At 36.3% G+C, this 12,994-nt stretch carries 10 protein-coding genes, 7 tRNA genes, 1 rRNA gene and 1 pseudogene; all 19 read right to left on the bottom strand.

Going from position 1 to position 12,994, the window contains the following annotated elements:
* Nucleotides 1–31: 31 nt before the first annotated feature.
* On the bottom strand, nt 32–562 hold the full coding sequence (locus tag FYJ25_RS12955) for a spore maturation protein (protein WP_216412395.1): 531 nt from the start codon (nt 560–562) through the stop codon (nt 32–34).
* On the bottom strand, nt 559–1,170 hold the full coding sequence (locus tag FYJ25_RS12950) for a nucleoside recognition domain-containing protein (protein WP_154581467.1): 612 nt from the start codon (nt 1,168–1,170) through the stop codon (nt 559–561). The genes FYJ25_RS12955 and FYJ25_RS12950 overlap by 4 nt, the downstream gene beginning before the upstream one ends.
* 9 nt (nt 1,171–1,179) lie before the next feature.
* Entirely contained in the window at nt 1,180–3,438 is a 2,259-nt protein-coding gene (locus tag FYJ25_RS12945) for a sensor domain-containing diguanylate cyclase (RefSeq protein ID WP_154581466.1), read from the bottom strand.
* A gap of 23 nt (nt 3,439–3,461) precedes the next feature.
* Nucleotides 3,462–4,868, bottom strand: a pseudogene (locus FYJ25_RS15180) (extracellular solute-binding protein).
* Nucleotides 4,869–4,953: 85 nt separating this feature from the next.
* Nucleotides 4,954–6,078 (bottom strand): alanine racemase, encoded by a 1,125-nt coding sequence (gene alr, locus FYJ25_RS12935; protein ID WP_154581465.1) that lies wholly within the window; start codon nt 6,076–6,078, stop codon nt 4,954–4,956.
* 167 nt (nt 6,079–6,245) lie between these two features.
* The gene (gene rsmI, locus FYJ25_RS12930) at nt 6,246–7,091 is read right to left on the bottom strand and encodes a 16S rRNA (cytidine(1402)-2'-O)-methyltransferase (protein ID WP_154581464.1); all 846 of its coding nucleotides are present in this window, start codon (nt 7,089–7,091) and stop codon (nt 6,246–6,248) included.
* A 1-nt stretch (nt 7,092) separates the two neighbouring features.
* Nucleotides 7,093–7,842, bottom strand: a complete 750-nt coding sequence (locus FYJ25_RS12925; protein WP_154581463.1) for a tRNA1(Val) (adenine(37)-N6)-methyltransferase — start codon at nt 7,840–7,842, stop codon at nt 7,093–7,095.
* A 23-nt stretch (nt 7,843–7,865) separates the two neighbouring features.
* On the bottom strand, nt 7,866–8,765 hold the full coding sequence (locus FYJ25_RS12920; RefSeq protein ID WP_154581462.1) for a PSP1 domain-containing protein: 900 nt from the start codon (nt 8,763–8,765) through the stop codon (nt 7,866–7,868).
* 117 nt (nt 8,766–8,882) lie between these two features.
* Nucleotides 8,883–9,905 (bottom strand): DNA polymerase III subunit, encoded by a 1,023-nt coding sequence (locus FYJ25_RS12915; protein ID WP_154581461.1) that lies wholly within the window; start codon nt 9,903–9,905, stop codon nt 8,883–8,885.
* 66 nt (nt 9,906–9,971) lie between these two features.
* On the bottom strand, nt 9,972–10,601 hold the full coding sequence (tmk, locus tag FYJ25_RS12910) for a dTMP kinase (RefSeq protein WP_021906236.1): 630 nt from the start codon (nt 10,599–10,601) through the stop codon (nt 9,972–9,974).
* Entirely contained in the window at nt 10,598–12,067 is a 1,470-nt protein-coding gene (locus FYJ25_RS12905; protein WP_154581460.1) for an aminotransferase class I/II-fold pyridoxal phosphate-dependent enzyme, read from the bottom strand. Before FYJ25_RS12905 ends, tmk begins: the two co-directional genes overlap by 4 nt.
* Nucleotides 12,068–12,167: 100 nt before the next feature.
* Nucleotides 12,168–12,240: transfer RNA gene (locus FYJ25_RS12900), tRNA-Lys, on the bottom strand.
* 3 nt (nt 12,241–12,243) lie between these two features.
* A tRNA-Phe gene (locus tag FYJ25_RS12895) sits at nt 12,244–12,316 on the bottom strand.
* 5 nt (nt 12,317–12,321) lie between these two features.
* Nucleotides 12,322–12,395: transfer RNA gene (locus tag FYJ25_RS12890), tRNA-Met, on the bottom strand.
* Between the two features lie 26 nt (nt 12,396–12,421).
* Nucleotides 12,422–12,503 (bottom strand) — tRNA-Tyr (locus tag FYJ25_RS12885).
* 37 nt (nt 12,504–12,540) lie between these two features.
* Nucleotides 12,541–12,613 (bottom strand) — tRNA-Thr (locus FYJ25_RS12880).
* A gap of 4 nt (nt 12,614–12,617) precedes the next feature.
* Nucleotides 12,618–12,690, bottom strand: a tRNA-Val gene (locus FYJ25_RS12875).
* 30 nt (nt 12,691–12,720) lie between these two features.
* Nucleotides 12,721–12,794 (bottom strand) — tRNA-Asp (locus tag FYJ25_RS12870).
* Between the two features lie 61 nt (nt 12,795–12,855).
* Nucleotides 12,856–12,994 (bottom strand): 23S ribosomal RNA (locus tag FYJ25_RS12865); the annotation flags it as partial.

Here is a 12,994-nt window from a genome sequence, read left to right as displayed (position 1 = left end):
TAATTATACTTTTTGCGTTTCGTCTGTTTTATTATGGAGTTATATACCCTGTGATTATCACACTTGCAATTGCTCCTGCTATTGTTGCAAACATTGCTCCCGGTAAAGTCCATCTTGTTTTTTTTATATTGATACTCATATAATATATCGTAATCGTATAAATAACTGTTTCCGTACAACTCATCATAATAGAAACGATCATTCCCATTTTAGAATCCGGTCCGTACTCTTTAAAAATATCAAGTACAAAGCTTACCGCTGCCGATGAAGAAAAAATTCTTACGATAAAAACAGGGATGATTTCTGCTGGAATATGAAGGACTTTTCCTAAGGGAGTAATGAGATCAGAAAAGCTGTCTAAAGCTCCTGAAGCTCGAAATATTCCTATCGAAACGAGAAGTGCTATCATCGTTGGCGCAATTTCGATTACTATATGAAATCCTTCTTTTACTCCTTTTAAAAAACTTTCATAGACATCGGTATGATTAAAAAATCCGTATACAATAATATAAAACATTGTAAACGGCACGATAAAATTCGAAAAATAAAGAAGAAACTTCACTGTAATCGTCTCCGTTTCTTCTTATTTCGCCCATTGTATCTTATAAACTCCATTCCCTTGATAAATAGAATTCCTGCTAAAGTTGAAATCATAGTTGCTAAGATTGCCGGCAGAACTACCGCTGTCGGATTTACAGAACCATACTGGCTGCGATAGGCAATCATATTGATGGGAATAAGCTGCAGCGATGAAATATTTAACACAAGAAATGCACACATCATATCCGATGCTTCATATGTATTTTCCAGCTTCTTTAATTCCTTCATCGCCTTAAGTCCGGCTGGAGTTGCAGCCCAGCCAAGACCAAGGATATTCGCCGCCATGTTTGCTGCAATATATTCATTTGCTTTATGCTGAGGAGGAATATCTGGAAAAAGCCAGTGAATAAACGGATACATTGCCTTTGAAACTCTCTTCATAAGCCCGCTTTTTACTGCAATTTCCATCATTCCGTTCCAGACACCAATCACTCCCAGCATAAAAATACATAAATTCACTGCTTCTGTTGAAGATGAAATAAAAACTTCGGTTAATTTTCCCATCGTACCATGAAATGACGCAAATAAAATTCCTCCTGCAATCATAAGTACCCACAATATATTCAGCATAAAACTCACTCAGTCTTTTTCTTTATTATATTGTTCCTGACTTGTACGATATGCTTCTTTATCAAAGTCACCAAACTGATCTTTCACTGTACGTTTAATCTGATACATTGCAAAATCCGCATACTGCATAAATTCTTTTCTATCTGTTGTATCATCTGGATACCATGCTACTCCTGCTGACAAATGCAACACAAATGGTTCTCCATTTGGTAAAAGTATCGACTGATCTTTGATATCTTTTTCGAGCTGATCTAAATAACTCTGTATCTCTCTTCTGCTCGAATACCCATAAAATAAAATATAAAACTCGTCACCACCCGGACGGGATATTAGCGTATTTTCCGGTACAGATTCCACAAATACTTCTGCTGCACTCTTAATATACTGATCTCCATATGTATGACCATATGTATCATTCACATATTTTAATCCATCTAAATCAATCATAACAAGAGCAGCAATCTTTAATGTGGTTTCTCCCTGCAGGAACAGCTCTTTCAAAATGCGGTGAAACGCTCTGCGATTTAATAGACCGGTAAGCAGATCATGGTCTCTCTCATATTCAATCTGTTCTTTTTCTATCACCATATCTGTTATATTTTCAATCAATCCACTACAATAATCTCCGGTATCATTCAGTGTAAGGCGAAGATAATGGGGCTTTACATCTGGAATCAGATAGATTACTTCATTCTCTTTTTGTGCCTTTTCCTCCACTTCATACTCTTTCAACTTTTTCATAAGCATTTCAAACATTTCTATTGAAGTTATATCAGAGAAACTATCATAAAAACTTTCTTTTTCAAGGCGAAACATCTCAGCAAACTTTCCCGTAAAATAAACAGTTCCTTCTTTACGATTAATCTCAAATCCTGCAAGTTCGATACTCGCCATGTTAATAATCCGCGAAAATCTTCTTGCCGTATCCCCAACTTCTTCATTTAGATTTTTAAGAGATTGGGAAAGATGATCTACTTCTTCTATTCCGGTCTGAATAAACTGCATTTCCTCTGAAAGTCTTATACTTTTCACATGTCGTATCAGGCGGGTAACCGGTTTTGAAATCGTTGAACTGATAATAAACGCTCCGATGATACCTATCAGTAAAGAAATCATTACAGCACCTATTAAAGTATTTATAATTCTACCGGAAAATACAAGCAGTTTATTCATTGGAACAATTCCTATCACTGCCCATTTCTGATTTGTAAATTCTGTATTTTCTCCGTACAGATCAATATATTCAGCATCAGCATACATTATCTTATCCTGATTTTTAATAACGTAATCTTCACCTTTTTGTACAATTTGTGTTGTTTTCTGATTGCCTGCTGCCTGTGAATAAATCATTCCATTAATTAAAATATTCTGGAAATCTCCTGCTTTACCACTCTCAAGCCCCAAAAGATAAGAACCTTGTTCATTATCTAGTAATTCAGTATTTGGAAGCTGTTTTTGCAGATAATCAAGAGAAATTTCAACTCCTAATACTCCATAGATTGTTCCGTCATTCAAAATCAAAGGCACTGAATAAGAAATCACTTCCAGACTGTCATCATAAAGTTTATATGGCATACTCCAGTATCCAAAGTCTTTTAAGCTTATTTCCTCTGGATTTGCTTCTTTTAAAGCTGCTTGAAATGGCTCATATAAATATGCCCCATAATCACCTATCTTTTGAAATTCAAATAATGGTCTCCATGTCTTACCATGAGAAATATTCATACTCTGCGTCAATGCTTTCGGTGCATATTTAAACAGTAAATCCTCATTTTTTTGAGATGGAGTGGAAGAAGGATCAAAATCTCTCAGATAAATTCCTGGTTTATTTTCAAAAATACCTTTTTCTTTTTTTGTTTCCAGATTATCTGTATTTAAAACAACAAAAGCACCTGTTACCTGATTCGTTCTCATTAAATTAATCAGTTTTGAAGAACTTTTCTCCAATAGGGGAAGGCAGTCTTCCGAACTGTCATCTAGCGTTTTCAATGAAATTACGTTGGTATCTATCAGCTTTTGTGCAGTATGATTTATCTCCTCTACAGTACTGCTTACATTAGACCATCTAGTCAGCATTTCATTTTCCAGATAATTCTTTCGATTGCTTACTTTCTCATAAAAAATTGCTTTTTCTTTATTTTCCACATAGGAAAGGAGTCTGCTTCCGAAAATAGCTCCAACCAACAAAAGATTTTCTATGATCACTAAAAAAAGCATCGGTATTAATAATTTCTGCCTGATTGGAACACTCTTTATCTTCTCCACCATTTTCTCCTTTTCCAAATTACATTTTATTTTACAAGCTTTTCAAGTTCAGCCTTCGTTGCCTCATACCATGTATCAAAATTGCTGTCACTTACAAAATCTTTTACTGCCTCATCAAAATACTCTCCTTTTTTCAGACGTTTGACTACCGTCTTTCTGTCTGCACTTGCTTTATCAGACATAGCATATTCCAGAATATTTCTCGCATCTGTTCCACTCTCAAAAGCTTTTGTAGTATACAATGTATTATGATTTACTGTATCAATTGCCACCTTAACAATTGACAATTCATTATTTCCTGTCAGATTTGTTGTCTTCTCAATCTTTTTGACGTCATTTGCCGTTTTCGTTACCGGCAGATAACCAGAGGCCAAAGAGAACTGAATATTTTTCTCATCTTCTGTAAACCATTTTAAAAACTGAACAGATACATACATCTGCTTTTCATCCGTCTTTGTTACTGCCATACCAGCTCCCTGCTGTACTGCATAATTCTCTCCACCCTCAAACTTAGGTGCTTCGAGTACTTCCATATCAATCGGATAACTCCTTGTATCATCTACAATAACTTCATCAGGGAAAAATGTCGCTCCGGCAGAAGATCCTACAAATGAAAGAATATTCCCTGTATTAATATCATCACTTCTAAATTTACCGGAAGACGCAAAGTATCCTTTTACAAATGGCACATAATAATTATCTCAGATTTTTCGAATAATCTCTTTATCAAAGTTAAGCGTAACTTTGCCGTCTTTTACCGAAAAAATCTCTGTGCCAAGCTGTTTTGCACCAATAAGAAAATAATTTGCTACCGCATCTCTTCCAAAAAATGCTTTTCCATCATTCTTCTTCTTTGTCTGGCTGTCTGTCCATTCATAGTAAGCCTGAGCCGTTTTTGTCACGCCCTCTATTGTCTTTAAATCATTAATATCAGCTCCTGTAGCTCCTGCAAACTTATTCCAATCTGTCTTATTTAACATAAAAACTTCTGTTGACTTTGCTGTAGGAAGAATTTTTAGGCTTCCATCTCCGGAAAATTCTCCTTCTTCTATATAGCTTTTGATATATTTCTCCTGTTCTTTCTCTGTCAGATACTCTTTTAAATCTACCACATAACCAAGCTTATCTACCTCATATGCCGTATCTGCATATCCTGCAAAAATACTTGGAATCGCCTTAGCTCCGGTCCGATGCTTTACTGCTGCGACAATACTATCTTTCAATTCATTTACTGTACCAAAGTTAGCTCCTTCTACATAGATTCCTTCTTTTTTTCCAACACTGCCATTAAATTCGTCTATCAGCTTATTAAATGCTTCAAGCTGATCTCCATTATAATAATGCCATATTGTAACCTTTGTCGGATTATCTGGATCTAGCTTTACCTTCTTTACTGAACTTCCTAAAGAGGTTCCACACCCGCCAAGCAGCATGCTCAAAATCATAATCATGCAGATTATAACTTTCTTATTAAACTTCATACACTTCTCTCTTTCTTATCACATAATCACATCAAACTTATTTTTTGTATACTCTCGGAACCCTCTTTCCTACATCACATACAAATTCATAATTGAAGCTTCCTGCAAGATTTGCCATATCCTCTACACTAATAAAATTATCACCGTCTTTTCCAATCAGGGTTACGATATCTTCAAGCTTTACATCCGAAATATCTGTAATATCTACCATCATCTGATCCATACATACTCTTCCTACGATCGGAGCCTTCTTTCCATGAATTAATACCCAGCCTTTATTCGAAAGACTTCTTGCATATCCATCTGCATATCCAACCGATACCGTAGCCAGGCGGCATGGATGATCAACCACATAGGTTGCTCCATAACTTACGCCACGTTCCATCTCCGGCTCCATAATATTCACTACATGTGAATACCAGCTCATTGCCGGTGTTAACTCTAAATTAGAAAAATCCACCTCATCAGAAGGGTACATTCCGTAAAGAATAATTCCTGCTCTTGCCATATCATAACGATGGTCATCATATTCCATGATAGCGGCACTATTACAGATATGTTTTACCGGAATCTTGATTCCTGCTTTATCAAGCAGTTCTACAAAATAATCATATCTCTTCATCTGACTTTCTGTATATGCCTTATCTGTCATATCCGCACAGGATAAATGCGTAAATAATCCTTCGATTTTTATATTAGGCAGATTCGCAATCTGCTCCACAATAGCAAGCCCTTTCTCATCTGGAGATAAACCGATTCTTGTCATTCCTGTATCTAATGCAATGTGAATTCTAGCCGTCTTTCCAGCCTTCACAGCCGCTTCGGACATCGCTTTCGCCGTATCATAACAATAAATCGTCTGGTCTACACCATACTCTAAATTCTTATAATAAAGAGAAGGAGAATTATAACCAAGAAGTAAAATCGGCTGCTTTAATCCAGCCTTTCTCAGTTCTACTCCCTCATCAATCGTAGCAACACCAAAATAATCTGCGATATCACTAAGATAATGTGCAACTTCTACAGCACCATGACCATAACCATCTGCTTTTATAACGGCCATTGTCATTGCCTTATCTCCAGTCTTTTTTTTGATATTTATATAATTCTTCCTGATTGCTTTTAAATCAATTTCACAATAGGTACGCAAGTATTCTTCCATTATGTTCGTCCTCTTTTCCTTATTTCTACAGTAAGTCTGTAAACAAATAAATTCTACCACATTTTTTTCTATTGTGAAGATTTTTATACAGAAAAAAACGGGAAATATAGCATCTCCCGAATTCTTCTAAATTTTTGTTCACTTATTTTAATTTCTTTACTTTGACTTTAATTTAATCTCAACAATTCCTGATAAATATCCCTTTTACTTACTCCGCGGTCTTTTGCTACCTGTTTCATCGCACTCTTTTTATCCATTCCTTTTTCAAGATAATGATCCATATGTTCCTGCACAGTAAGCTGATTCCATTCCTGTTGTTTTTCCTCTTTCAGTTCCTGTAAACTCTTTCCCTCAAAGATTAAAACATACTCCCCTCTTGGCTCGTTCTCCTCATAATAAGCAATCATTTCATCGAGAGTTGACTTGCGCTTCTGCTCATATCGCTTCGTCAGTTCTTTACATACCGTCATATTTCGGTTACCAAGATATTCCCTGCACTCTTTCAAAGTCTTCTTTAAATGATGCGGCGCTTCGTAAATAATAATCGTTCTTGTCTCATTACGAAGATTCTCTAAAATCTGTGCTCTTTCCTTCTTGTCATACGGTAAAAATGCTTCAAATGCAAATCTTCTTGTTGGCTGACCTGACATGGTAAGCGCTGTAATACAGGCACAAGCACCGGGAAGAGAAGTCACTGTAATTCCTGCTTCATAGCACTGTCTTACTAATTCTTCTCCCGGATCTGAAATTCCCGGTGTTCCTGCATCCGTAATTACCGCAATATTTAATCCCTCTTTTAACTTATTTACAAGATAAACTGCTTTATCAACTTTGTTATATTCATGATAGCTGGTCATCTTTGTCTTTATCTCAAAATGATTTAAAAGCTTTATACTGTTTCTTGTATCTTCTGCCGCTATCAGATCCACTTCTTTTAAAATTCGTACCGCCCGAAAGGTCATATCTTCAAGATTACCAATCGGTGTAGCACATAAATATAATGTTCCTGCCATTTTAATTCTTCATCTCTCCATATATCTGATAGATCTCATCGGTATAAGAACCATCTTTATTATATACAATCAATGGTGAATCCACCGTAATTCTCGGATTTCTGCCTTTTGCACAATCAATAAGAACCATATTCGGCTCTTTATCAATGTAAGGATGTACAAGTCTCATTCTTTTAGGTTCTAATTTATATTGCTTTAATGTATAAATGATTTCTGCCAGTCGAAATGGCCTGTGTACCATGTAAAAATGTCCTCCCGGCTTTAATAGCCACTTCGCAGCCTGTACTACATCTTCAAGAGAACAGGTAATCTCATGTCGTGCGATTGCCTTTCCGTAATCGGGATTTTTAAGTCCATGCGCACCTATCATATAAGGAGGATTACAGGTTACCCAGTCAAAGCTTTCTCTTTTATACTTTTCTTTTACCTGACGGACATCTCCATGGGCGATGTATACCCTTTCACTCTGTCCATTCATATGAACAGAACGCTCTGCCATCTCCGCATAGTCTTCCTGATATTCTAAACCTTCTACATGAGCAATCGGATACTTTGCATCCATGAGTATTGGAACAATCCCCGTACCACTACAAAGATCGATTCCTCGACTATTCTTTTTTACTTTGGCATAATCAGAAAGAAGTACTGCATCAATGCCAAAACAAAAGCCATCGGTCTTCTGGATAATATGATACTCTTTTATTTGAAGGTCATCGATGCGCTCCTTTTCTTTTATTTGTACTAATTTCATATAAATATCCTATTTTATTTTCCTTATAATTTTGACTTTCTTTCCTTCTTCTCCATCGCTTCTAACTTTTTAAGTTCATCATCCATTTTTACTTTTTCTCTGCGCTTGCGAGGACGGAAAACAAGATCATCTACTTTATAATCTATAAGTTCCTTTTCTCCTTTTTCATCTGTTACCAAAAGTTTCACTCTCTGTCGCAATACACTGACTTCCTGAACAATTCCCTTGACACCCGTTGACGTTTTCACTTCATCTCCTACATTCGGAAGCTTGCTGTTAAGATACTCATACGTATCCTGCTCATTTTTCAGGCAGCACATAAGTCTTCCACAAACTCCGGAAATCTTTGTTGGATTCAGAGAAAGATTCTGCTCTTTTGCCATCTTGATCGATACCGGAACAAACTCAGATAAAAATGTATTACAGCAAAGACTTCTTCCACAAATTCCGATTCCACCTTTAATCTTTGTCTCATCCCTTACACCAATCTGTCTTAACTCGATTCTTGTCTTAAAGACAGATGCCAGATCTTTAACAAGCTCACGAAAATCAATTCTTCCATCTGCAGTGAAATAAAATAATACTTTATTATTATCAAATGTATACTCACAGTCGATAAGCTTCATTTCCAACTCATGTTTTTTAATCTTTTCAAGACAAATACCATATGCTTCTTTGCTCTTGATCTTATTATTTGCCTGTACTTTATCATCATCTTCTGTCGCAATTCGAATAACTGGTTTTAGCGTGGAAATAATCTTCTCATCATGAATTTCACGATTTCCAAGTACCACTCTTCCATACTCCACACCACGTGCAGTTTCTACGATAACATTCTGTCCTACTTCCACCTCAAACTGTTCAGAAGAAAAATAATATATCTTACCATTGTCTCTAAAACGAACTCCTATTACTTTGGCCATTATAACCTCCTATTCTGTATCTTATATTTTTCTATCTTATACTTCTTTATTTTATACTTCTCTATTTTAAACTTCTATTTGACCTCTTTGATACAAGAATGCAAAAGCCTTTTTGAATTAAAATTCTCTCCTTGCTTCCACAATAAGCAATTCCAACGTTGCATCAAAATTTACGTTTGATTTTATCCGGATTCGTGCACGATTTATTCTATTAATAATATAGTCAATCGAATCCATCTTTAATTTGTCTGCCTGTTTTTTCAAAGATATATACTCATTTTTAAAAATAATCTTCCTTCTGGCTATATCTTTATTTGGTGACGTATCCGCTTTTAATAATAAAATGTCTCGAAACCACATAAGAAAGATATCAAAAAAATCATCAATTCGAGCTTTGTATTTTTTATATTCTTTTACTTTATCCGCAATTTCGTAACTTTCAATCTCATGAATATATCGTAAAATATCTAACGTCAAATCTTTTAATTCCCGAAATTCTTCAGACAATATGATAGATTCGGCCTTTCCTATATTTCCAAGAGAAAATCCTGCTGCAAATTCTGCTTCCTCTTCTGGAATTTTGTATCGCTCTCCTAAATATCTTTCAATCATTTTTCCCGATACCGGCTTCGTTTCAAGAAGAATACATCTTGAAAGTATGGTATCTAAAAAAGCTCCACGATTTGTTGTCAATAAAAAAATAATCGCATATTCCGGTGGTTCCTCGATCGTCTTTAAAATCGCATTCTGCGCTGCCACATTCATCTTCTCTGCTTCATCTATTATATAAATTTTATACGGACCTTTATACGGCATAATATCTACAGTATTTACGACTTGTTCTCTTATTTCTCCGACACTGATCACTCCCGCTTTTTCGTGAGAAACCCATATCACATCTGGATGGTCTTTATTTTCCATCTGTATACATGATTCGCATTGATTACAAGCTCTTTCTTCCTCTGTTTTCTGCCTTGTTTCACATTGCAATATTTTAGAAAAGGCGGACGCAAGCATCTTCTTTCCACTTCCCTTATCCCCTTCAATAATATAGGCATGGGAAATCTTTTTATGATGCACAGCAGCAATAAAATGTTCTTTCACTCTTTCATTTCCTAAAATATCATTTATATCAGCCATGATCTTTCCTCAAAAATCTTTCCTGGTAATCACTTATCTAATAACGACTCTATCGGTTTCTGTTGTTTAACGATTCTTTTTCTTTAATAATTCATCCACATGATTGCGAATCTTTTTCTGGATAACATCAATGTCTTTTCCACCATCAATTTTAATAACTTCCGGTCGTTCTGCAAGTACTTTACGATATCCTTCTGAAACCAGATGATGAAAATCTATACTCTCCTGCTCCATACGGTCAAGCTTCTTCTGATTCTTCTTGCGGCGAATTCCTTCTGCCTCTGATAAATCAATAAAGAAAATCCCATCTGGACGATAAATACCGATTCCTGGTGCATTTACAGCTGCTACCGTAGAAATCCCAAGATTTCTTGCAATTCCCTGATAAACAATCGATGAATCTACAAAACGATCACTTATAACAATTCTTCCTGCTTCTAAAGCCGGTCCGATTACCTCATGTACAAGCTGTGCCCTGGATGCCGCATAAAGAAGCATCTCTGTAACCGGAGACATCTCCTTATATTCCGGATTAAGAATTAACTCCCTTACCTCTTCTCCTATTACTGTTCCTCCCGGCTCTCTTGTAATCAGACATTCATATCCTGCTTCTTTTAAATATTGCTCTAACAAATTTATTTGTGTAGTCTTTCCGGAACCATCCGGACCCTCCATCACAATAAATAATCCCTTCATCTAATAAAATCTCCCTTCAGAAGTACCTGCACCTGATCCTCTTTAGATAATCCAAGTACATTATATCCATTATATAAATATTGACTGATATTTTCCACTGTTTCTTTCAGTATTTTTTCTCCCGGAACTAATATTGGCACTCCTGGCGGATAAATCATCACATATTTCCCGGAAATTCTTCCTACTGCATCAGATAACTTTATATTCTCTACCTGACGTCCCCGACATTGCCATGATTCCATCATTTTCGGCGGATATACGAACTCCAAATTTTTTGTTACAAAATTTTCTCCTATCAAACTTTCTGGCTGGGTTTTCTTTTCCAGTTCATTTTGTTTTTCTCTACAGTCATACATTTTGTCTATTTCAGAAATCGCAGCCCACAACTTCTCAAAATTTTCTTTTGTATCACATACAGATGTCATGGCGATTCCATAAGTAAGATTCTCCATCTCCAATTCAATATGATATTTATCATATAATAGATGAAATAATTCTTTTCCATTAATCCCACAATTTTTTACGGAAAATACCAACTTTCCATTATCGTAGGCAAAGCATCCTAACTTTTTTTGATCAAGTAATTCTATTTTTTGAAGTTGTTCACATTTCTTTCGGAAAATTTTAAGGTTATCCACATATTGAGCAAGTTGTTCTTTCTCCTCTTTCATATACATAATTCCATACTCTGCAGATGCCATTAAAAGATACGAAGGACTAGACGTTTCATAAATATCTATCATTTCCTCCACCTGCTCTTTTTTTATCAAATCCGAACAAAGATGCAATACTGCTGTCTGTGTAAACGAAGGCAATGTTTTATGCGTACTTTGAATCACCAGATCAGCCCCCTGTTTTGTTGCGCTGTCAGGAAAATATTTATCAAAAACAAAATGTGCACCATGTGCTTCATCTACAATTAATGGAATCCCATATGGTTGAATAGTCTTTTTAATTCCTTTAATATCGCTTACAACCCCTTCATAAGTAGGTGAAGTAAGTACAACCGCTTTTATTTCCGGATTCTCCTTTAATTTCTTTTCTACCATCTCAGGTTTCATGTCAACACATACATCATATTTTTGTGAAATGTCTGCATAACAATAAACGGCCTCTAACTGTAAAAGTCGAATACAGTTATAAACCGCTTTATGGCAGTTTCTGCCTATTAAAATCTTATCTCCCGGCTTACATACCGAAGAAATAGATACAAGAATCCCAAGAGTACTACCTCCAACAAGATACCAGGATTCTGTACTTTTAAATATATCTTTTACTAAATCCATAGATTCTCTGATGATACCTTCTGGTTCATGAAGATTATCATAATCTGTAATTTCTGTAATATCCATTTTTTCTATACCAAAAAAAGCCCCAAAATCTGTTCTTTTGTGGCCTGGCATATGAAAAGGTATTCTTTTTTCTGAGTCTAGCTCTTTTAATTTATTATATATTGGTGTATTCATATCTCTCTTTACTTCTTAATATCTCTTTTCTATATCCTTATATTTTAATTCTTAAGACAAAAAAAATAGCTCAGTAAATAAAATATTTACTGAGCTTTCATGAGACATCGGGGATTCGAACCCCGGACAACTTGATTAAAAGTCAAGTGCTCTACCAACTGAGCTAATATCCCATATGCCCAGAACCGGAATCGAACCAGTGACACGAGGATTTTCAGTCCTCTGCTCTACCAACTGAGCTATCTGGGCATGAGTTGCGGGGGAAGGATTTGAACCAACGACCTCCGGGTTATGAGCCCGACGAGCTACCAGACTGCTCTACCCCGCGATAATAGATAATTATTAATTTTTAAATGGGCGGAGGTGGATTCGAACCACCGAAGCAATTTGCAGCAGATTTACAGTCTGTCCCCTTTGGCCACTCGGGAATCCACCCATATTCAATTATGAAAATGCTTTGATAATCATAACAAAGCCGATGAACGGACTCGAACCGTTAACCTGCTGATTACAAATCAGCTGCTCTGCCAATTGAGCCACATCGGCAAAATGGGACCTATAGGACTCGAACCTATGACCCTCTGCTTGTAAGGCAGATGCTCTCCCAGCTGAGCTAAGATCCCATATTACTAAATTATATCTTTATAGATAAGCGACCCGGATGGGATTCGAACCCACGACCTCCGCCGTGACAGGGCGGCGCTCTAACCAGCTGAGCCACCGGGCCAAAAGGTATGTACCTTCAAAACTACACACAAACTATCTTTTTTCTATTCCAATAACTTTCTAAGGTCAAGCTTTCGACCGATTAGTAACAGTCAACTCCACACATCACTGTGCTTCCATCTCTGCCCTATCTACCTCATCGTCTCTAAGGGGTCTCTCACTCTTTCGAGTCTGGATATCTCATCTTGAGGGGGGCTTCAC

Origin of the sequence: Anaerobutyricum soehngenii (assembly GCF_009697165.1) — a bacterium.
Classification (GTDB): Bacteria; Bacillota; Clostridia; order Lachnospirales; family Lachnospiraceae; genus Anaerobutyricum; species Anaerobutyricum soehngenii.
The sequence above is the reverse complement of the archived record's forward strand: the minus strand, read 5'-3'. Positions and strand labels throughout refer to the sequence as shown.